The sequence below is a fragment of the Enterococcus sp. FR204 genome (genome assembly GCF_031143325.1).
Taxonomy (GTDB): Bacteria; Bacillota; Bacilli; order Lactobacillales; family Enterococcaceae; genus Enterococcus_B; species Enterococcus_B faecium.
Genome location: NZ_JAKZIW010000018.1, coordinates 1 through 21,087 on the forward strand (window position 1 = coordinate 1; position 21,087 = coordinate 21,087).

Here is a 21,087-nt window from a genome sequence, read left to right on the forward strand (position 1 = left end):
TTAAATTGAAATGGGTTTGTATTTGTTTCAGAAACGAAAAAGTTAATATCCCAATTTTCTTCTTGTTTCCAAGATTCAAATTTCTCGATAAATCGTTGCTTGCATAACGATTCAATATAATGACCGGGATCAATTGCGATCAACCCAGCGCTTTGCATATCATGAGCCGTATGATAATAGATATCTCCCGTGATATAGACATCTGCTCTTTGGGCGATTGCTTGCGGATAAAATTTTTCACCGCTTCCACCGCAAATCGCAATGCGCTTCACAGAGGATTTTGCATTTTTTGGCTGGACTATTCTCAGTCCATCTAGTTGGAACGCTTCTTTTACTTGTTCTACAAATGCCTCTATAGAAATTTCTTGCGGCAATTCACCTACTCGTCCTAACCCAAACATTTCGACTGGTTCATCTATAGCGAAAAGATCATAAGCAGGTTCCTCATAAGGATGAGCTGACCGCATGGCTTGAATCACTTGTTTTTCGATAGTTTCCGGCAAAATAACCTCAACTTTTGCCTCTTGAACTTGTTCTGTCTTCCCTACTTTCCCAATCGCTGGTTGTGCACCATCTTCCGGAGTAAATCGACCGTGTCCAATCGAGGTAAAACTTGTACCGGTATAATCACCTTGTGTACCAGCACCAGCTGCAGCTAATACTTCACGCATTTTCTGTGCATGATCCACAGGTACATAAACGGCCAGTTTTTTATAATGAATCTCATGCGTCTTTACTAAATAACTCTCCACTTCAATACCGAGAAGTTCACAAAACCAGTCATTCAGTCCATCCCAAATAATATCCATGTTCGTGTGTGCTGCATAGACGGCAATATCATGTTTCAACAAATCTGCATACATTTTTTCTTGTGGCTGATCAGTAACCAGCCGTTTTACAGGACGAAAGATTGGAGGATGTTTAGCAATCAGCAAATCGATTTTTTTCTTGATTGCTTCTTTGACCACTTCTGGACGAACGTCTAATGTCATCATTACTCGTTGGATTGGCTTATCCAATGTTCCGATATGCAGTCCGACTGGGTCTCCTTCTTCAGCTAGCCACTGAGGACAATAGCTTTCAAACTTTTGGATGAAGGTGCGTCCGCTGATTGTCATGTCTTTAAAACCTCCTCAATCATTTCGATTTCCTGCTCGATTTGTTTTTGACGTGCCTCTTGATTAGCTGCTTGTTTGAGCTGTTCACGGATAGCTTTTCTTTGTTGAAGCTCTCTTGTCCATTTTGATTTGAAGATCTCACTTTTCTCTTCAAGCAGAAATGGCCCGAACATCAGCTCCATTTCATTGTAAGTAACTGGTTTTTGTTCTTTTTCGGCTACAATGATTTCATATATTTTTTTATTTTCTTCAAGTATTTTTTCTGATTGGATTTTATACTGATTTTCTTGCAGCCAAGATCGTAATGTACGCTCTCCGATGTTTGGCTGAAGGATCAAACGTTCTTGTCCGCTTAAGCGTTGATTCAACTTGCCAGCTTCTAGGATATCTCGGATCAGTGAACCTCCCATACCCGCAATCGTGACAGCTGTAATACCATCTTGTGGCTGGATAGCATCTAGACCATTTGCAAGGCGTACGGTGATACGGTCTTCTAATCCATCTTTTTTGACTTGCTTATGTGCTGATTCATAAGGACCTTGAACGACTTCACCAGCAACTGCATATTCGATTTTTCCTCTTAATATCAATGCAACGGGTAAGTAAGCGTGATCTGATCCAATGTCTGCTAAACGAGCGGATTCAGGGACAAAGTCACCCACTGCGGCTAAGCGCTGAGATAAATCTAAATGGTTCATAGCTTCACTCCTTCTAGATAATTATAGCATTTTCCAAATAAAATAAGGAGACTAGGAATAAAAAAATTCCCATATCTCCTTAAAAAATATACCTTTTCGTTCTATAAAACAACATTTTCTTATTTTTGAAAAAATGTTATTGGTTATTTGTTCAATGAAACATCAATAATCGAATCTCCAGGAACTTGCGGTGGGATAGACATCGTCATGATCGGCATCTCAACTAATGTAAATTGGACTTTGTCACCGATTTTCAATTCATTTATGTCCACGCTTATTTTTTCAGCAGTAGCATTTAAGATCACTCCGTCATTGCTGAATGACGTTCCCATATTCGCTGGATCTTCTTTGGCCATGACATCGACGAGTTTCAACTGAAGCGTTTCTTCTTCTGCTTCTACTTGAGTGATACTTTCAATCGTTCCGACAAATATGCTTTGTCCCTCCGTTTTCGTACTGCTTGTTTTTACTGTTTGACCCGCATCAATCGAATCAACAGAACCTGTGTTGCTATCTGCGCTACCGCAGCCTGCTAAAAGAAAAAATAGACCAACTACAGATATACTAGAAAAAATAGCCCTCATAAAAAATCCTCCGTTTAAGTTTCTGCATTACTTGTTGCGGTGATTGTCTCCGGTCATTTCTGTCCATATAATGATTCGCTGACCTGCTTTTACTACTAGGTCAAATGTCAGTTGGACTTGTCAACTGTTCAACCATTGCGTCGGTTGCGACCAGTCATTTCGATTTCTTTTGTCAAATAACGTATGCGTTCCATTATCCGTTTCGCTTTTAGTGGCTCTTCATCTCCACGTTGAGTGACGGACAAATGCTGTTCCAATTCATCCATTGTAAAATTCGATGAGAAGAAGGTTGGTAACTGTTCCTGCATCCGATATTGAAGGATAACACCGAATACTTCGTCTCGTATCCAACTACTCATCGCATCTGCACCAATATCATCGATCATCAAAATAGGTGAACGTTTCACTGCATCTAACTTTTCTGCCACTTGATCTTTTCCGATTGCCTGTTTCATCTCAACGGCAAATGTCGGAAAATGGACTAGCGTCGTGGTGAATCCAGCAATCGCTAATTCTCTCGCTGTTGCTCCTAATAAATATGTTTTTCCAATACCAAAACTTCCTACTAGATACAGTCCTTTATGATACCCTTTTGGATCAGCAGTATATTTCTCTACAAAATCTAGGGCTTCTAAGCTCGCATATCCTCGTCCATCTGTACGTTCAAAGTTTTCAAAAGAAGCCGATTGAATATCTTTTGGCATATCCATTGCTTTTACTCGGCTTCTGATTTCTTCTTGTCTTTGCCGTGCTAACAATGCTTCCGTTGGTACATAAGTGACATCCACATAATGAAAATTCAACGTCAGCTTCGGCTCATAGCCGGGAGCGATCATCGTTGGATCGTTTTTTTGATATTTACGCTTTTCTTGCACGAATTCATACAATTTAGCGTAACTTTTTTCAATATCCGCTTGTGTCAATTCTTCTTGGTGTGCGCTTAGAAAAGCTTGAACATCCGCATCATTTAAGACTTCAGCGATCATTTCAGCATACTTTTCTTGATAATTGCGTTTGCTGATGATCCTCTTCAATTCTTTGCCTACGTCTTCCATTAGATGTCACCCTCCTTTTTTGCCAGGTATTCTTTAAAACGGCGGTCAATCTCTGCTTTTTTCTCGCTGCTGATCTGTTTTTCATCTTTTGGCTGGTTGACCCAATCAGGAAGCTTTTCCCGTCGAACATTTCGCTTGCCAGTTTGATAATTTGTTTGCTTCTTTTGTTTTGATTGTTTTGCTTGATTACTTATTTGCCGAATGTGCTGGATCGCTTCTTCTGCTGTGGCGATTTTCTTTTGTGCCCATTCATTTGCCACTGTATTTACATAACTGGCATTTAAGCTAGCATTATTCTTGATCACTAGTACATAATTCAGCAAAACATTGATCACGCTACTGGAAAGACCTGATTGAGAAACAAGATCTTGCAGTAACCAGTTTTCTTGTTTAGAAACATATCCGCCTTTTTCTGACTTGATTGCTTCCAGATATTTCATCGGTGGAATGCTCTGTGCTTCTTTTATCAGCTGAAGCGCTGCGTTTGTCAAATGTTCGTTTGACGAGGGTTCATTACTGTTTTCAGAAACCGCAACTGTTTCTTTTGTTTGCTTCACCGGACGTCTCTGCATTGCCAAAATGGCTTTTTGCAGTTCTTTTTCAGATACTTTTTGTTCACTAAAGTCATAAGATTGACTGATCAGTTCGCCAAGTGTCAATTCATCGAAACCGTAAAGCTGATGATACATGTCGACTTGTTTGATGATTGGATCATCAAGACTTGCAATATGTTTTTTTGCCAGCCAATCATTCAAAAACTGCCAATCGAATGTCGAATCTGCTTCAAGTAATGCTACTGATTCAGATTCTTCAAAAGATTTATTCAGTGATTCGATGTTTTCTTGATTAGCAGCGTACACTGCTTCATTGAAGCGATAAACATCTAAAAATTTTTTTGTGATTTTTTGATATCCCTCTGCTGTATGCCTTTTAGGTTCAAACAATTGGGTAAGCTTCTGGAATCGTCGTTCACCAACTTTTTCCAGAAGAAGAAAAGCCAGAACAGAATCTTTGAAAAATGCTTTAGGAATGAGTGGTTCTAACAGCTCATAAATAAAACGAGGTCCCAGATCACTATCTTCTTTAAAATAAACATCCAGTAAGCCGATTCCTTCTAGCTTTTTTCTTGCATCATAAAATTGCGGGATACCGCAGCCTAGACTACTAAGCAGATCTGCATGCATCCCTTCAGGACCTTTGCCAGATTCTTGAGAGATTTCTGATAACAGGGTGAAATAGATACTCAAGGCTTCTCCGCCGATTAGTGGCTGATAAAGATACAGCAAGGCGTTCTTGCTGTCTTCTCTCAGCGGAGCCGCTTTTCTTCCTTGGTAAATATTTTTTGGTTGAAGCTCTTTCCAAGCATTTTCCAAGGAAATGCCTCCTTTTTGTTTCTTAATTGTTTTCTTTATTGTTCTCTTTATTATTTTCTTTTGCTTTATCCACGATATCTTGCAATTCTTTTAAGAAAACAGACATATCTTTGAACTGGCGATAAACACTTGCAAAACGAATATAAGCGATTTCGTCTAAATCAACTAAATCTTCCATCACATATTCACCAATTAGATTCGTCGATACTTCGTTTTCTCCGAGACTGCGTACGCGGTTTTCGACATGGTTGACGATTTGTTCCATTTGTTCCATAGCTACAGGTCTTTTTTCTGCTGAACGGATGAGTCCTCTTAAAATTTTATCGCGATTGAATTCTTCGCGTTCCCCGTTTTTCTTGATTACTAATAACGGAGCAGCTTCAATTCGTTCAAATGTAGTGAATCGGAACGAACAATTCTCACATTCGCGACGGCGACGGATCGCACGTCCATCATCTGCTTGACGGCTGTCGATTACTCGTGAATTATTATGTTGACATCTGGGACATCTCATTTTGTCTCACCTCTTGCATCGCATTTTTATATAAAGGGTGTGTCTTTCTTTACAACTAGTTGTATTATAACACGAAACAAATCACAAACGCGACTGTCCTACCCAAAAAACACGGATATAAGAACAATTTTTTCTACTTTCATGCGTAATTGTGTCCCCTGTCCTTACCAAATTTCAATTTTCCAATACTGATCACCTTGATTACTGAGAAATAACTTACACAAAAGCTGATTTAGTCATCTAGCACAAAAAACTTGAAGCAGATGAACACCTTCTCATCTGCTTCAAGTCACATCTCGATTTTTTACTATTTTATAACTTCTCTTCGATTCCTGTATAGTGTTTCATTCGCTGTTCCTCGATTTTTTGCTCATCGGGAATGTGGTCACTTTCTGGGAGCGGTGTTTTACTACGATCAGGTGTCGGATTTTTTCGTTCTTGAGTCAAATCTTGCCGCTTCGCTTCTTCTTCTGCCTGCTGGTCTTCTATTTCATCGATTCTTGCTTGGTACTGCTTTTCTTTTTCTTCTGCTGTTTCTGATTGCGTACGACCTTCATCGATTAGATTTTCTTTATTGAGTATCTCGCCGATTTTTTCTTTTGCGTTACCTACGACTTTATCCTTTTGATTTTTTAATGATCCCATCGCTATCCCTCACTTTCTATACTCAGGATAGCAAAATTGACACAGATACTCAAAGAAAGCGATTAGCAAAAAGCCAATTTTCGATTTGTCCCACAAGTTTTTCTTTTGTTCCATTGTTGTCGAACAAAATATCCGCACGCTGCTTTTTTTCTTCGATTGGAAGTTGACTACTAATTCTCTGCTGCGCTTGTTCTAGCGTCAGTTGATTACGTTTCATCAAACGTTGAAGCTGAGTTTCTGGCGTAGTATAAACGACAGCTACTGCATCCATATAGTGGTCATAATGACCTTCGTAAAGCAATGGGATATCTACAATTACTAAAGGATGATTGGAACTTAGAGAGGCGATTTGATCTTTTATCGCTTTTCGGATAAACGGATCTAATAGCTGATCAAGTTTTTGCCGTTTTTCCTTTGATGGAAAAACAATCATCCCAAGTTTCCCTCGATCTAGTTGCCCATCAGGCTGCAATACCTCTTGGCCAAACACTGATACAATTTTCCTCAGAGCAAGCGTTCCAGGCTCAACAGTTTCTCTGGCAATCACATCGCCATCGATCAAAGGAAATCCATGAGACTGAAAGACTTTGGCTGCCGTACTTTTACCGGTAGCTATTCCACCCGTCAAACCTAAAACAAATCCTACTTTGCGATTTTTAGCCTTTGACAATTCGGACAATAGTGCGTCCCCCTTTGTGCCACTTTTGTTTTCACGATTGGCGTCCCACAACGTATACATGGTTTGCCAGTTTGCTGATAGACATGCAGTGCTACTTGAAATCCGCCTGATTCTCCTAATGCATTCAAATAACTGCGAATCGTGGTACCTCCGGCTTCTATTGCACGATCCAAAACATCAATGATCGATAGACGTAATTGTTCTACCTCTTTGGGGCGCAGTGTGTTCGCCGGTTGTTCTGGATGGATCTTCGCTTCCCATAATGCTTCATCTACATAAATATTACCTAGACCAGTCACTAGACGTTGGTCTAGCAGCAATGGCTTGATTGCTTTGTGGGACTTTTTCAGTCCATTTGCAAAATCTGCTAATAAGAAGCTATCTGGCAAAGGCTCAGGTCCCAATTTCATGATTCCTCGGTAAGTTGCACTTGCTCCTTTTTCGACGATTGTCATACGACCAAATTTTCGTACATCGTTGTAGCGAAGTTGGCTTCCATCCTCAAAAAAGAAAAGTACATGCGTATGTTTATCGATTGGTGTATTTTCTTTCGTAAATTGATATTTTCCTTCCATTCGCAAGTGTGAGATCAGTTCATAATGATCGAGATGAAAAATTAAAAACTTCCCTCTACGTCCAATGGATTGGATGGTTTCGCCAACAAGAGAAGCCTCAAAGATGGGTGTCTCTGGTTGCTCGATGATCTTGGGCCACAAGACCTGAACTTTTTGAATCGTTTTTCCTACTACTAACTGTTCCAATCCTTTACGAACGGTTTCTACTTCTGGTAATTCTGGCATTTTTTCTTTTCACCTTCATTATATTGCTTTGTCTTAAACAATGTTTATTTTGCTTCGTACCACGTTTTTCCCCAACTGCTGTCAGTGATCAGTGGTACATGAAGAGAAACAGCTTGTTCCATAACTTCCTTCACCAATTTATCTAATGATTCAAGTTCTTTTTCCGGTACCTCGAAGACAAGTTCATCGTGAACTTGTAACAGCATCGTAGCTTGAAGACCTGTTTCTTTTAATCGTTTATCCAATTCGATCATCGCGATTTTCAAAATATCAGCAGCACTTCCTTGGATTGGTGTATTGATAGCTGTTCGTTCCGCAAAAGAACGGATATTGTAATTTCTTGAATTGATGTCTGGCAGATATCGACGGCGGTGATACAGCGTTTCGACGTAGCCTTGGTCTTTTGCTTCGCGTACGATTCTTTCCATATATTTTTTGACACCTGGGTATTTTTCAAAGTACGTATCGATGTATTGCTGTGCTGCTTTTCGGCTGATTCCTAGATTTTGTGAAAGTCCGTAATCAGAGATGCCATACACGATACCAAAATTCACTGCTTTTGCCTGCCTACGCATATTTGGTGTGACATCATCTGCCTTTTCGATTCCAAATACACGCATCGCTGTGCTGGCATGGATATCTTGACCTTCTAGGAAGGCAGCTTTCAAATGTTCATCATTTGAGATATGCGCAAGTACGCGTAACTCGATTTGTGAATAGTCAGAAGAATAAATCAGCCAGTCTTTTTCTCTAGGAACAAATGCCTGACGTATCTTTCTCCCTTCATCTAATCGAATCGGGATGTTCTGCAAATTAGGATCAACAGAGCTTAATCGTCCTGTTTGGGTCAATGTCTGGACATAACGGGTATGCACTTTTCCATCTGATTGGATCACTTTCAGCAGTCCCTCGACATAGGTAGATTGAATTTTTGCAATTTGACGATAGGTGAGGATATCCTCTACGATTGGTGCTTGTTCACGAAGCTGTTCCAGTACATCTACGGCTGTGGAATATCCAGTTTTTGTTTTTTTGATAACGGGTAATCCCATTTTTTCAAATAAGATCACTCCTAATTGCTTTGGTGAATTCAAATTGAATTCTTCGCCGGCTTCTTCGTAGATTTTTTGTTCGATCTCTCTTAAGCGAGCAGAGAACTCGCCCTTCATTTCTTGTAAGCGAGTCGCATCTACTTTGATCCCGCTTATTTCCATCTCTGCCAAAATGATAGACAATGGCAGTTCCATTTTCCGGAAAAGATCTTCTTGGTTTTTATCTGCCAGTTCTTGGCTCAATTTTGGTGTCAACGCATTGATTGCAGCTACTTTTCGCGCTAAATGAGCAAAAAAGAGTTCCTCTTCTTCTGGTAAACCTTTTTTCGCCCCTTTGCCGTATACAGCTTCATCTGATTGGATATCGTTGTATCCGTAATGAGCAGCTATTCCTTCGATATCTGTGCTTTTTTCATTCGTATCGAGAAGGTATGCACCTAGCAAGACATCAAAATCGATTCCTTTCGTTTTTCCAGTATAGCGGTTTAAAGCAACATAAGTTCGTTTCGCATCATATACTTTTTTCAGCCGAGTCGGATCAGTGATCCAAGAATGGAACGCTCGGTTTTCGAATACAGATAGATCGTTCGTGACATAAATTTTCTTTTCTGTCCCCCACGCTACTCCGACGATTTCCTCTGTATGATAATTGTCGCCCATCATTTCCACGTACAACGCCATATCCGTAGTAAACATTTCCTCTTTGAATTCATGAACGACTTCAAACAAAATATCATCCATTTTTACTTCTTCTTCTACGATATTCAATTTAGAAAGGAACTGATTGAAATCCATTTCTTTATAAAACGGAACGAGTTTATCGAGATTTTTCCCTTCATACTTCAATGAGTCGATAGAGACATCCACAGGCGCTGAAGTATTGATGGTCGCCAATTTTTTCGATAAGAAAGCCTGCTCTTTGTCATTTATCAGATTTTCTTTCATTTTGCTTTGCTTCATTTCATCGATATGTTCATAAATTCCTTCGACTGAGCCATATTGTTTCAATAGCTTGATAGCTGTTTTTTCACCGATTTTAGTCACACCGGGGATATTGTCAGAGGCATCTCCGGCTAGTCCCTTCATGTCAATAATCTGTTTTGGCGTCAACCCATCATATTTTTCCGCTAGATGTTCTGGTGTATAGCTTTCGATATCGCTGACACCTTTTACAGTGATATCCACTTTTACTTCTTTACTAGCTAATTGAGTCAAATCCCGATCACCTGAAAGCACGACGACATCAAATTGATCTTTGTCTACTTTTTCTGCCAAAGTACCGATAATATCATCTGCTTCATAATTGGGCAATTCGTAATACTGTACCCCTAGTCCTGTCAACAAATCACGTATATATGGCATTTGTTCTTTGAATTCGCCAGGTGTTTTGGATCTTCCACCTTTGTACTCCGCATACATTTCTGTCCGAAAAGTCGTTTTTCCTGCATCGAACGCAACCAGAACATGAGTCGGTTGCTCTTTTTGCATAACATTTTCAAACATCGTATTGAATGCATAGATTGCATTTGTATGAAGACCGTTTCTATTTTTGAAACGTTCAAGAGAATTGTGAAGCGCAAAGAATGCGCGAAAAGCCACACTGTTCCCATCAACGAGTAATAATTTATTTTTTGTCATCTTCTTAACTCCTTACTGTAAAGTTCTTATTCATTCTAACAAAGAATCCTGCGGAATGCGAAAAGAAAAAGCGGGACCATACCAAATAATTCGGTATAGCCCCAACTGATGAATTTTTTTCTTTTTTAGTTGTTCCGTCCAAAGATTCTCAGAAACGCCAAGAACAAGTTGATAAAGTCCAAATACAGCTTCAATGCCATGAATACAGCAATTCCACTATGTGCTGTTCCGTTTGTCTGGACATAGATATTACGGATGCTTTGGTTATCATAAGCTGTAATCCCTGCAAAGATGACGACTAACAGTAGGGAGATGAACAGCTCAACTGCGCTACTTCTCAAAATGAAGATGTTCAAGACTAGTGCAATGATTACTCCGATTAAAGCTGCCTGTCCTGCTCTTCCAACTCCGCTAAGATCTCTTTTTGTTGTTACTCCGACAACAGACATCCCCATGAACATCAAGGTAGCTGTCAAGAAAGCTTGCGTTACTGTTCCAATATCGTAGTATGCAAGAGTAACTGCTAATGTTATGCCATTCAAAAGAGAGTAGGCAATAAATCCACCGATTGCTAAGCTCGGATTCTTTTGTGCTTTTACGCCTAGAACCATTACTAAAATCAGTTCAACGATCCACAGACCCACAAAGCCTAATGGAAAATTATTGATAAAAGTTGCTAATTGCAAAGGGAATACCCAAAGAGCCAAGTAAGAAGTGGCTGCACTAAGGGCAAGTCCCATACCTAAAAATCCATAAACTTTTGCATAAAAACGATTGATACCTGACATTGATGTACTTGGATTATTCATTCAATTCACCTTCACTTTCGATTGCTATTTCCAATTCAGGAACTTGTGGCGGTTGGACCATAACGACAGCATCCAACACACGATCTTCGTTCGTATTCTCCGCTTCTACAGAAATCGTCACCACATCCTTCATCTTATCTACTTTTATGACCTCAAACTGAAAAGTCAGTGTTTCATAATGGAAAACCGGTTCAATAAAATTGACAGAAAAATTGACAACATGTGATCCTGGTCCAGGAAGATGCTTTGAAATTGCACTTGTGATGATCCCCATCAGCATCACTGATGGAACGATTGGCTGTTGATATTCTGTTTTTTGTGCAAAGTCATGTTGGATATACAAAGGATTTGCATCATTCGTCAATCCCAAATACAGCAAAAGCTGGTTATCTTCAATAGATTCTGTTAAGGATAACGAGTCGCCTTCCTCGATTTCATTTATTGTTTTTCCTAGTTTTCTCGGCTTACCTATGTTCAAGATAGAAACCCTCCAGTTTATTTTTAATCATACATTATTGTACCAAAAGTAGCGTAAAAGGCAAGTTCTGCTCCCTTGATTTAACAGATTCCTATAGTTTACAGAGGTCGTGAAAAAGCTGTCCTGCATCAAGTAATAAGAACAGCCAAGAAAAAACAGCTTCTCATGTTTTTGATTTGGTTGGGCTCATTACCGCAGATGTAAGCTTTTGAACACCGTTTATCATAAGTTGCAAAAAAGGGAGCTTGGCAAGATTTTTGCCACTCCCCCTCTTTCTATTTTTATAAGGACACTGCAGTAATTGTATTACAGTACATTTTTCGTCGTGCTGCTTAAAAGTTTTTCATACGCTTGTTCAAATTTTTGAACATCTCCAGCACCCATGAAGATTACTACTGCATCATGATAATCTAACAATGGAGATACATTATTTTCTTTGATGACTTCTCCACCTTTTTTGATTTTCGCTCCAAGGTCTTCGATCTTAACGTTTCCTTGTTCTTCCCGAGCCGAACCAAAAATATCGCATAAGTAAACTTTATCAGCTAAATCAAGTGCTTCTGCAAATTCATCCATCAATGCAATCGTACGCGTAAACGTATGGGGTTGGAAAACTGCAATTATTTCTTTATCTGGATATTTTTGGCGTGCGCCATCAATCGTTGCTTTGATCTCTGCAGGGTGATGCGCATAATCATCGACTACGGTCATGTCTGCTACGATCTTTTCACTGAATCGACGTTTTACTCCTGGGAAAGTCAGCATTTCTTCTGCCACTTCTTTCAGATCCAGTTTTTCGAAATAAGCTACTGCAATAACACCTAAAGCATTTAAGATATTGTGTTTACCGAATGCTGGTACAGTGAAGTGCCCAACAAATTCATCCCCATGATAGACATCAAAAGCAGAACCAGAAGTTGTGCGTTCGATGTTTCGTGCTTGGATATCATCGTTTTCTGTGACACCATAATAATAAATCGGCACATCTGCTTTTAATTTGCGTAAATAAGCATCGTCACCATACGCAAAAATAGCTTTTTTCACTTGTCCAGCCATTGTTTGGAAAGCTGTAAATACATCGTCGATACTTGTATAATAATCCGGATGATCAAAATCGATATTGGTCATGATTGCATAGTCTGGTGAATAGGCAAGGAAATGACGGCGATATTCACAGGCCTCAAATGAAAAGAATTCCGCTTGCGGATCACCATGTCCTGTTCCATCTCCAATTAGATAACTTGTTGGACGGACACCACTCAATACATGAGAGAGCAGTCCAGTCGTACTTGTTTTTCCGTGAGAGCCTGTTACAGCGATACTCGTATAGTTTTGGATAAAATGACCAATAAAGTCGTGATAGCGAATCACTTCCAAACCTAATTCTTTTGCTCGCTGGATTTCTTCATGTGAATCAGGAAATGCATTTCCTGCAATGATCGTCATCCCTGGTTTTACATTATCTGCGTTAAATGGCAGAATCGTGATATTTGCTTTTTCTAAATCTCTTTGTGTAAAGAAATATTTTTCAATGTCTGATCCTTGGACATTTAGACCTTGTTCATGTAAAACAAGAGCCAAGGAGCTCATTCCTGAACCTTTGATACCAACAAAATGATACAATTTATTTTGATTTTCCATTTGAATCCTCTTCTCTTATCTAGCGTCCATTCTTTTAGCTATTACATTCAACACGCTCCTCATTATCTTATAAACGATTGAAAATTTCAACCAAATTTATTTGGAAAGGAGGATTCGCTTGCTAAAATGGTCAAGTACGGGAAAAATCCGTTTTTATTGACTCTTTAATTCTGGTGTAAGAAGACCAAACTTCCTCTGATATATCAATGTGAGGAATAAAATCTTTTCCTTTCGGACCATAGCCGTTCTCATCGTCATGGAGTCGTTCCATTTCTCCTAATACTAGCGCATGGAAATATTCCTTAGGCCATTGATGATTCAGTTCTTTTGCTGTAAAGATGATCTCTTCAGAAAAGTGAAGGATTTCCGGCACAAATGGCATAGCATTCGCGAAAATAGTTTGTTCATTTTGCCATACTTTCTCAAAAGTTGCTCGAGTCCTGCGTTGCAGTGTCGGATCATTCATCAATAAGATTTTTTCTGGTACAGCTCCTAAGGAATGAAGAATCTCCAGTGAAAAAGTGGCGTTCTCTCCAGAATTTGTAGACTTCGATTCTATCAGAAAAGCCTTATCGGGCAAATCATAGACTTCTTTTAGATACTGACGACAGATTTCACTTTCACTCATGCCATCTTCAAAATGAAATCCTTGCTTTTCAAAATTCTCATAAAGGATTCTAGTCGCATGCCCCACCCCTCCGACCAAAAACAATTGATCTACTTGGCCATTTAAATACATTTGTGCTGCTTTATCAGCTAAGATAGGAAGACAGTTTCCAGCTAAAATAAGTGTAGGTGCCGTCAGTTCCTCAAAATTTCCCTCTTCAGGTGCGGCTAAAAAATTTAATAGCTGATTCCAGTCTTTTAGATTCCTCTGCTCACTTTTTTCCAAAGGCCTTCCATCCTTTCATCTGATTTTTTGTGCTTCATTAAAGTCTTCTCTTTTTGTCTCAATCCATTTGATTTCTCCATGACATCTTCCACAACGATATTTGCGTACATCGATTCTTCTCTTGCGGCAGATCGTGGCAGAACAATCTTGGCATCGATAATACTCCATCTTTATCTGTTTCTTCGTCAAGGCTGGTGCATAGCGCAACCCTCCTGTTTTTTTCAAAAGATACTTGAAATCCATATCTTTATGCTGATACCCTCTTCCAGCTAGATGAAGATGATAATGGCAAAGTTCATGCTTGATGATTCCTGCAATCGTCTCTTCGTCTGACTCTTCAAATAGCTTCGCATTAAAATCTAAATGATGATCATTTAAATGATAGCGCCCGCCAGTTGTACGTAAGCGTGGATTGAACATTGCTTGGTGCTTGAAAGGAAGCTGGAAGCTTTTTAATGATATCTCTTCTACTAACTGCTGCAGTTCTTCTTGTGTCAATTTTTGTTACTCCTCATTGTTACTCTTCATAAGGGGAAAGCATCGTCAAACTGATTCTGCCTTTTTTCGTATCGACTTGTTCTATCCAAATTGTTACGATATCTCCTACTGACACGACATCTGTAGGATGCTTGACGAATTTTTTGCTGAGTTTCGATATATGGACAAGTCCGTCTTGCTTCACACCGATATCAACAAATGCGCCGAAGTCAATGACATTACGGACCGTTCCAGTCAATTCCATCCCTGGTTTCAAGTCTTCCATACTCAATACATCTGTACGTAATAAGGGCGCTGGCATCTCATCACGCATATCTCGTCCAGGTTGTGTCAGCCCAGCTAAAATATCGGTTAACGTTTCTTCTCCGACTGATAGGCTTTCAGCCAGTTTCTCTACGGATAATCGTGTCAATTTTTCTACTGCTTCTTCTGTACCAAGCTCTTTTTCTGAAAGTTGGACTGAAGTTAATATTTCTTTTGCAATAGAATAGCTTTCGGGATGGATACCTGTGTTGTCCAAAATGTTTTTCCCACCAGGGACTCGCAAGAATCCGATTGCTTGTTCATATGCTTTTGGTCCTAAGCGTGGCACTTTTTTCAATTGAGTTCGTGCGGTGAATTCTCCGTTTTCTTCACGATAAATGACAATGTTTTGGGCAGTTGTTTTATTCAATCCTGATATATGCTGCAAGAGCTGCGGGCTTGCTGTATTCACATCCACACCTACTTGGTTAACCGCTGTTTCCACAACAAAATCCAATTGTTCAGCCAAACGTTTTTGAGAAACGTCATGTTGGTACTGGCCTACTCCGACAGCTTTAGGATCGATTTTGACTAATTCAGCTAAAGGATCTTGCAGGCGACGGGCAATAGAAACAGCACTTCTTTCTTCAACTTGTAGATGTGGGAATTCTTTTCGTGCAATTTCACTAGCGGAGTAAACAGAAGCACCTGCTTCGTTGACGATGGCGTAATAGGTTTTATGGTCGGCGGATTTCAACTGCTCAGCCACAAAAAGTTCAGATTCCCGACTGGCTGTACCATTTCCGATAGCTACCATATCTACTTGATATTTATTAATTAATTGGATAAAAGCTGGTCCAGCAGCTTCTCTTTTTGCTTGCGCTGCAGGTTTATGCGGATAAATAACTTCGATTGCTAAAACTTTCCCTGTCGCATCTACGACTGCTAGTTTACATCCAGTACGATAAGCCGGATCAAATCCCAGGACAACTTTACCTTTTAGTGGCGGTTGCAACAAAAGATTACGGAGGTTTTCGCCGAAAATAGCGATTGCTTGCTCATCTGCCTTTTCAGTCAATTCATTGCGCAGTTCTCGCTCGATTGCTGGCTGAATAAAGCGTTTATAACTATCCTGATAGGCTTCTCTGACGAATGAAGAAGAAGGAGAGGCAGGATTTTTGACTATTTGGCGATCCAAGTAAGCTAAAATTGCTGCTTCATCTACTTGAAAGAATACTTTCAGAATATCTTCTTTTTCTCCACGATTAGTAGCTAATATTCGATGAGAAACCATTTTATGGACGGGTTCTGCAAAGTCATAATACATTTCATATACGCCTTTTTCATCTGCTTGCTCATCCTTGACATTGCTGACATACATACCTTTGTTATACGTATAAGACCGAATCCAAGTCCGAAATTTTGCATTATCGCTGACTTGTTCAGCAATAATCTCATGAGCACCGTGCAACGCTTCTTCGGCAGAAGAGACTTCTTTTTCTTTGTCAATATATTTTTCTGCTTCAGATTGCACCTCTCCATCTGTAAGCTGCATCAGCCACTTCGCGAGTGGTTCAAGTCCTTTTTCTTTAGCAATCGTTGCTTTTGTCCGTCGTTTTTGTTTGTATGGACGATACAAATCTTCCACTTGTTGCATTTTCACGGCTTGGGTGATTTCTGCTTCTAACTCGGGAGTCAGTTTCCCTTGTTCATCGATTAGCCGAATCACTTCAGTTTTACGTTTTTCTAAGTTTTCAAGATATGCATACCGCTCTTCGATTTCACGAATCTGGACTTCATCAAGACTTCCAGTCATTTCTTTTCGGTAACGCGCGATAAAAGGAACAGTGTTTCCTTCATTTAACAAATTAAGTACAGTAGTCAACTGCTTGGGACGATAGTCTGAAAGCTCTTTTTGTACAAGCCGAATGATCGTCTGGTTCAAATTTTCCGTCATTAAAATGCCTCTTTTCTGCTAAAAATTGCTTCTTTATTCTATCATACTTTTTATCGTGGGTTAAACTACTGAAAGAAACAATATTCTCTATACAAATAAAAAGAGCCGCAACAAAGTCACAGCTCCTTCATTCTTTCCATTAGTCAGATTCCATGCCATGGTCCTTCGTTGTTCTGATATTCAATGTCTTGAAGAATACCTTCCTTGTCAAAAACAACCCCATGCAATGACCCTCCAAATACAGCTCCACCGTCCATGCCGATTTTATGATCATGGATCCAGAGGTCTGTTGTCTGCATATCTCCATGGAGCATTGGTGTAATCGTATGTCCAAATACGATTGTCTTACCTGTATTGTTTTTCCCTTCATGAAATGGTTCCCTTATCCAAATAAAGTCTCTTGGACTTGTCTTACGCCAGTCTTTCTTTGTCAAATCCACACCGGCATGGACAAAAAGATAATTTTCCCATTCATAATACAAGGGGCGCTGGACTAAAAATTTAATCAGTTCTGAATATCTCGATTGGATCATCATCGAGATTTCAGTTGGGGAGTATTCCTCCGATGCCCCTGGGTGAAGCAGGCTCTCAAACGTTTCTTTTCCACCATTTCTCATATAAGGCGCATACCAGTCCTCCGGTGATTGCAGAAATTGCAAAAAATATTCTTCATGGTTTCCCCGGAGGTAAATGGCTCCTGTTTCTTCGACTAATTGCTTTCCTAATAAAAAACATTCTTTTGTACGAGGACCTCGATCATTGAGATCCCCTAATAAAACAAGCTGATGGATCTTTGGATCATAATAGTGAATAAGTTTTTCAAAAAGCTCATATTTGCCATGGACATCCCCAATAGCATAAAGTAATGATTTCATATAGATCACCATCCTCAACGCTAGTATAGCGCATATTGGAAATGGTCGACAATCAAAACTATTGTTTTCTATTTACTTAAAGCTGTAAACCGCAGTTCTGCTTCTTCTGGAGAGATTCCATGGTCTTGAACATAGCGATTGCGCGGATGTTTCGCACACTCTATGCTACATGCTCCTAAATGTTTTTCTTCATTTTCAATGGAAGCAAGAATCTGACGATTGCACTCAGGATTGCTACAATTGATATATCGTTCACATGGTGTTCCGTCAAACAAGTCGCGACCGACGATTTGTTTATCTACTTGGTTGATATCGACAGCGATCCGTTCATCAAACACATACATCTTGCCATCCCATAATTCCCCTTTAACTTCAGGATCCTTACCATAAGTAGCAATACCGCCATGAAGCTGTCCGACATCTTTGAATCCTTCACGGACAAGCCAACCAGAAAACTTCTCGCAACGAATGCCACCAGTACAGTAGGTCACTACCCGTTTTTCCATAAATTCTTCTTTGTGCTCGCGGATCCAGTCTGGAAGCTCTCGAAAACTGCGTATATCTGGGCGTACAGCCCCTCGAAAATGTCCCAAGTCATATTCATAATCATTCCGTGCATCAATCACCACTGTCTGTTCATCTAAAATAGCTTCTTTAAATTCTTGCGGTGAAAGATAAGCACCTGTCACTTGGTTTGGATCAATGTCCTCTTCTAGCTTTAAACTTACAAGCTCTGGACGGTATCTTACAAACATCTTCTTAAAGGCATGTCCTTCGCTTGGATCAATCTTGAACATCGTATCAGCAAATCGAGGATCAGCTTTCATTGCTTCCATATAGGCAGTTGTGTTTTCAACGGTTCCAGACACAGTACCATTTATTCCTTCTTCAGCTACTAGAATACGACCTTTAAGATCCAAAGATTTGCAAAAGGCTAAATGATTTTTGGCAAATTCCTCTGGTTCTTCTATTTTTGTATAATTGTAATAAAGCAGTACTTGATAATCCATGTATTTCTTCCTTCCTTCTTTTCGTTCCTAAACAGTATAAAGAAGGCGTTCGCATTTGACGATTTATTTGCTTGTGTATAATTACGCATGGAAAGTTTTTTGTTTACATAATATTATTATTTGAATTAAAAAGACTTCGCTTTCCTGTTTCGCACAGAAAAACAAAGTCTTTATTTCTATTATTTACCTGTAACCGCAAAGTAGTTGCCATCGGGATCAGCAAAGTTGAAAACATATTCTTCTCCAAGCTGTACCATATCACCTAATGTGACTGATTGTGTCTGCATTTTTTTATATAGTCCAAAGATATCTTTACTGTAAAACATCAAAGATGGGGCACTAGTAGCTGTGCCAGGTGAATGGGACTCAACAAATGCTCGATCATATAACAGAAATGAGGTTTGACTATCTTCAACTCCTACTTCAATTATAAGCGTCCCATCCATTTCTTGACGATCTTTTTCTGCAAAGCCAACTGCTCTCCAAAACGTTGCATTTTTTTCTACATCGTCCACATAAAGCATGATTTTTATTTCATTCGTAAACATCTGTTTCCTCCTAAACGATCTGTTCTAACATTCTCAACTTTGTCAGTTTACCATAGGAAAATGGGAAAATCTACGAAAGCTCTCAACAGAATCGTCCTACTTAAATACGCTTTTCTTTAATAATAAATAAGTTGGTTGTTTTTGTTATTTACGCTTTCACTTTTCGGAATAAATAATGTGTATTTATATGGAATAAATAAAAAAAAGAGGTCGTGACTCAGAGTGAAACGGCAGGCTCACAACCTCTTTCTTAAACGGTGTTCAAAAACTTGCATCTGCGGTAATAAGCTCAACCAAACGTAAAATATGAGGAACTATTTTTGTTTGGCTGTTCTTATTACTTGATGCAGGGCAGCTTTTTCACAACCTCTTATTCACGGTGTTTCAGAAGTAGCTTCTCGGAAATAAGCCAAAATTTCACAAAAATTTGAGAAGCTATTTTTAGGAAACTTCTTCTTATTTCTTAAAGCTGACCACTTCTATTACAACCTCTTTTTGACTATGCATTCACATCGATCACTTTAGAATCATCATTGATGACATCGCGATCTAAATCTTTGATGCGTGCACTTGTCACGATACCAGCTACCATGCTACCGCTGACGTTTACTGCTGTACGTGCCATATCGATCAATGGTTCGACAGAGATAACTAACCCAACGATTGCTACTGGCAAGTTCATTGCCCCTAAAACGATCAGTGAAGCAAATGTTGCGCCCCCACCGACTCCAGCTACACCAAAAGAACTGATTGTTACAATTGCCACAAGCATCAAAATAAATTCCAAACTAAAGACATTCACTCCAGCTGCTGGTGCGACGATCGTTGCCAACATAGCTGGATAAACGCCAGCACAGCCGTTTTGTCCAATAGACAAACCAAAACTTGCTGAGAAATTAGCTGTTGCATCATCTACTCCTAAAGCTTTTGTCTGAGTCTCGATATTCAATGGCAAAGCTCCAGCACTTGAACGTGAAGTAAACGCAAAGCTCAATACCGGAAAGGCTTTTTTGAAATAGTTGATTGGATTGACTTTTGCACCAATCAAAATCAGTGAGTGGACAATCAAAACAGCAAGCAATGCTACGTAAGAAGCAACGACAAATTTACCTAAATTGACGATAGCTGCAAAATCACTTGTTGCCAAAACGTTTGTCATCAAAGCAAATACTCCATAAGGTGTCAAACGCAAAACAAGCGTCACGATCCGCATAATGATTTTATACAGACTGTCGACTAAATCTGAAAAGAATGCTGCTTCTTTTGGCGCTTTTCTTTTCACGCCTAGATAAGCGATTCCGACAAATGCCGCGAAAATAACGACTCCAATCGTACTTGTTGCACGACTACCTGCTAAATCAGCAAATACGTTTTTAGGGATAAAGGATAAAATCTGCTGTGGAATCGATAAGTTTTCAACTGTTTCCTGACGTGTTGCCAGTTCAGAGATTCGTGCTGTTTCTGCAGCTCCTTGTGTGAATTTAGCTCCTTGGAGTCCGAACAGCATTGTTGAACCAATTCCGATCAATGCTGCAATAGCTGTTGTTCCAAGTAAAGAAGTCAATACAGTCGCACTAATTTTCCCTAGCTTTTCAGAAACTTTCATTTTTGTGAATGCACCAATGATCGAAATAAACACTAAAGGCATAACTAGCATTTGCAAGAATGATACATATCCTTGACCTACAATCCCGATCCATTCCATGGATTGAGTAACGACTTTGTCGTCTACACCAAAGATCAATTGAAGCAGACCGCCAAAGACGATACCAACTCCTAATGCTGTAAAGACGCGTGTTGAAAATTTTGTATGGCGCTTTTGCATACGATAGAACACATATAATAATGCCGCAAAAACTAGAACCACTAAAACTGTGATGAGTGTTGTCATTTTTCTCCTCCTCATATTATTAATGACAAGTCCATCGAAGGAAGTAAAGGTTCCCGAGAATGATTCTTCAACCATCCTCCTGAAAAAAT

20 protein-coding genes are annotated in these 21,087 nt (G+C 39.5%); all 20 read right to left on the reverse strand.

What is annotated here, in order from left to right:
• Positions 1 to 1,118, reverse strand: a 1,118-nt coding sequence (locus RG571_RS06080; RefSeq protein ID WP_308947560.1) for a Nif3-like dinuclear metal center hexameric protein, incomplete at its 3' end; no start/stop codon positions are given.
• A complete protein-coding gene (locus RG571_RS06085) occupies positions 1,115 to 1,816 on the reverse strand; it encodes a tRNA (adenine(22)-N(1))-methyltransferase TrmK (RefSeq protein ID WP_002338773.1) in 702 nt (233 codons plus the stop codon). The genes RG571_RS06085 and RG571_RS06080, both read right to left, overlap by 4 nt.
• Before the next feature lie 143 nt (positions 1,817 to 1,959).
• Entirely contained in the window at positions 1,960 to 2,400 is a 441-nt protein-coding gene (locus RG571_RS06090; protein WP_002323022.1) for a hypothetical protein, read from the reverse strand.
• Between the two features lie 128 nt (positions 2,401 to 2,528).
• The gene (gene dnaI / locus RG571_RS06095; protein WP_002288331.1) at positions 2,529 to 3,455 is read right to left on the reverse strand and encodes a primosomal protein DnaI; all 927 of its coding nucleotides are present in this window, start codon (positions 3,453 to 3,455) and stop codon (positions 2,529 to 2,531) included.
• Entirely contained in the window at positions 3,455 to 4,828 is a 1,374-nt protein-coding gene (locus RG571_RS06100; protein ID WP_002331402.1) for a replication initiation and membrane attachment family protein, read from the reverse strand. Before RG571_RS06100 ends, dnaI begins: the two co-directional genes overlap by 1 nt.
• Positions 4,829 to 4,850: 22 nt before the next feature.
• Positions 4,851 to 5,342: a transcriptional regulator NrdR gene (gene nrdR, locus RG571_RS06105; protein WP_002288327.1), complete on the reverse strand. Its 492-nt coding sequence runs from the start codon at positions 5,340 to 5,342 to the stop codon at positions 4,851 to 4,853.
• Positions 5,343 to 5,654: 312 nt separating this feature from the next.
• The gene (locus RG571_RS06110; protein WP_002319136.1) at positions 5,655 to 5,987 is read right to left on the reverse strand and encodes a hypothetical protein; all 333 of its coding nucleotides are present in this window, start codon (positions 5,985 to 5,987) and stop codon (positions 5,655 to 5,657) included.
• Positions 5,988 to 6,036: 49 nt separating this feature from the next.
• A complete protein-coding gene (coaE, locus tag RG571_RS06115; RefSeq protein WP_002288324.1) occupies positions 6,037 to 6,666 on the reverse strand; it encodes a dephospho-CoA kinase in 630 nt (209 codons plus the stop codon).
• Entirely contained in the window at positions 6,630 to 7,466 is an 837-nt protein-coding gene (gene mutM / locus RG571_RS06120; RefSeq protein WP_308947559.1) for a DNA-formamidopyrimidine glycosylase, read from the reverse strand. Before mutM ends, coaE begins: the two co-directional genes overlap by 37 nt.
• 44 nt (positions 7,467 to 7,510) lie before the next feature.
• Positions 7,511 to 10,156, reverse strand: coding sequence for a DNA polymerase I (gene polA, locus RG571_RS06125; protein WP_002338775.1), 2,646 nt, complete (start codon positions 10,154 to 10,156; stop codon positions 7,511 to 7,513).
• Between the two features lie 125 nt (positions 10,157 to 10,281).
• The gene (locus RG571_RS06130; RefSeq protein WP_002324016.1) at positions 10,282 to 10,965 is read right to left on the reverse strand and encodes a Bax inhibitor-1/YccA family protein; all 684 of its coding nucleotides are present in this window, start codon (positions 10,963 to 10,965) and stop codon (positions 10,282 to 10,284) included.
• On the reverse strand, positions 10,958 to 11,443 hold the full coding sequence (locus RG571_RS06135; protein WP_002296398.1) for a MaoC/PaaZ C-terminal domain-containing protein: 486 nt from the start codon (positions 11,441 to 11,443) through the stop codon (positions 10,958 to 10,960). Before RG571_RS06135 ends, RG571_RS06130 begins: the two co-directional genes overlap by 8 nt.
• A 306-nt stretch (positions 11,444 to 11,749) precedes the next feature.
• Complete coding sequence (gene murC / locus RG571_RS06140; protein WP_002324015.1) at positions 11,750 to 13,084, reverse strand: UDP-N-acetylmuramate--L-alanine ligase; 1,335 nt, start codon at positions 13,082 to 13,084, stop codon at positions 11,750 to 11,752.
• Positions 13,085 to 13,214: 130 nt separating this feature from the next.
• The gene (locus RG571_RS06145; RefSeq protein WP_308947558.1) at positions 13,215 to 13,976 is read right to left on the reverse strand and encodes a YdcF family protein; all 762 of its coding nucleotides are present in this window, start codon (positions 13,974 to 13,976) and stop codon (positions 13,215 to 13,217) included.
• A 15-nt stretch (positions 13,977 to 13,991) separates the two neighbouring features.
• A complete protein-coding gene (locus tag RG571_RS06150; protein ID WP_002296402.1) occupies positions 13,992 to 14,474 on the reverse strand; it encodes a SprT family protein in 483 nt (160 codons plus the stop codon).
• 19 nt (positions 14,475 to 14,493) lie between these two features.
• The gene (locus RG571_RS06155; protein WP_002338776.1) at positions 14,494 to 16,674 is read right to left on the reverse strand and encodes a Tex family protein; all 2,181 of its coding nucleotides are present in this window, start codon (positions 16,672 to 16,674) and stop codon (positions 14,494 to 14,496) included.
• 143 nt (positions 16,675 to 16,817) lie between these two features.
• Positions 16,818 to 17,549: a metallophosphoesterase family protein gene (locus RG571_RS06160; RefSeq protein WP_002338777.1), complete on the reverse strand. Its 732-nt coding sequence runs from the start codon at positions 17,547 to 17,549 to the stop codon at positions 16,818 to 16,820.
• 68 nt (positions 17,550 to 17,617) lie between these two features.
• Positions 17,618 to 18,559 carry a rhodanese-related sulfurtransferase gene (locus RG571_RS06165; protein ID WP_002338778.1) on the reverse strand — a complete coding sequence of 314 codons (942 nt, stop codon included), beginning with the start codon at positions 18,557 to 18,559 and terminating at the stop codon, positions 17,618 to 17,620.
• 179 nt (positions 18,560 to 18,738) lie between these two features.
• Complete coding sequence (locus RG571_RS06170) at positions 18,739 to 19,107, reverse strand: lactoylglutathione lyase (RefSeq protein ID WP_002296407.1); 369 nt, start codon at positions 19,105 to 19,107, stop codon at positions 18,739 to 18,741.
• Between the two features lie 499 nt (positions 19,108 to 19,606).
• Positions 19,607 to 20,998, reverse strand: a complete 1,392-nt coding sequence (locus RG571_RS06175; RefSeq protein WP_002295194.1) for an L-cystine transporter — start codon at positions 20,996 to 20,998, stop codon at positions 19,607 to 19,609.
• Positions 20,999 to 21,087 lie beyond the last annotated feature (89 nt).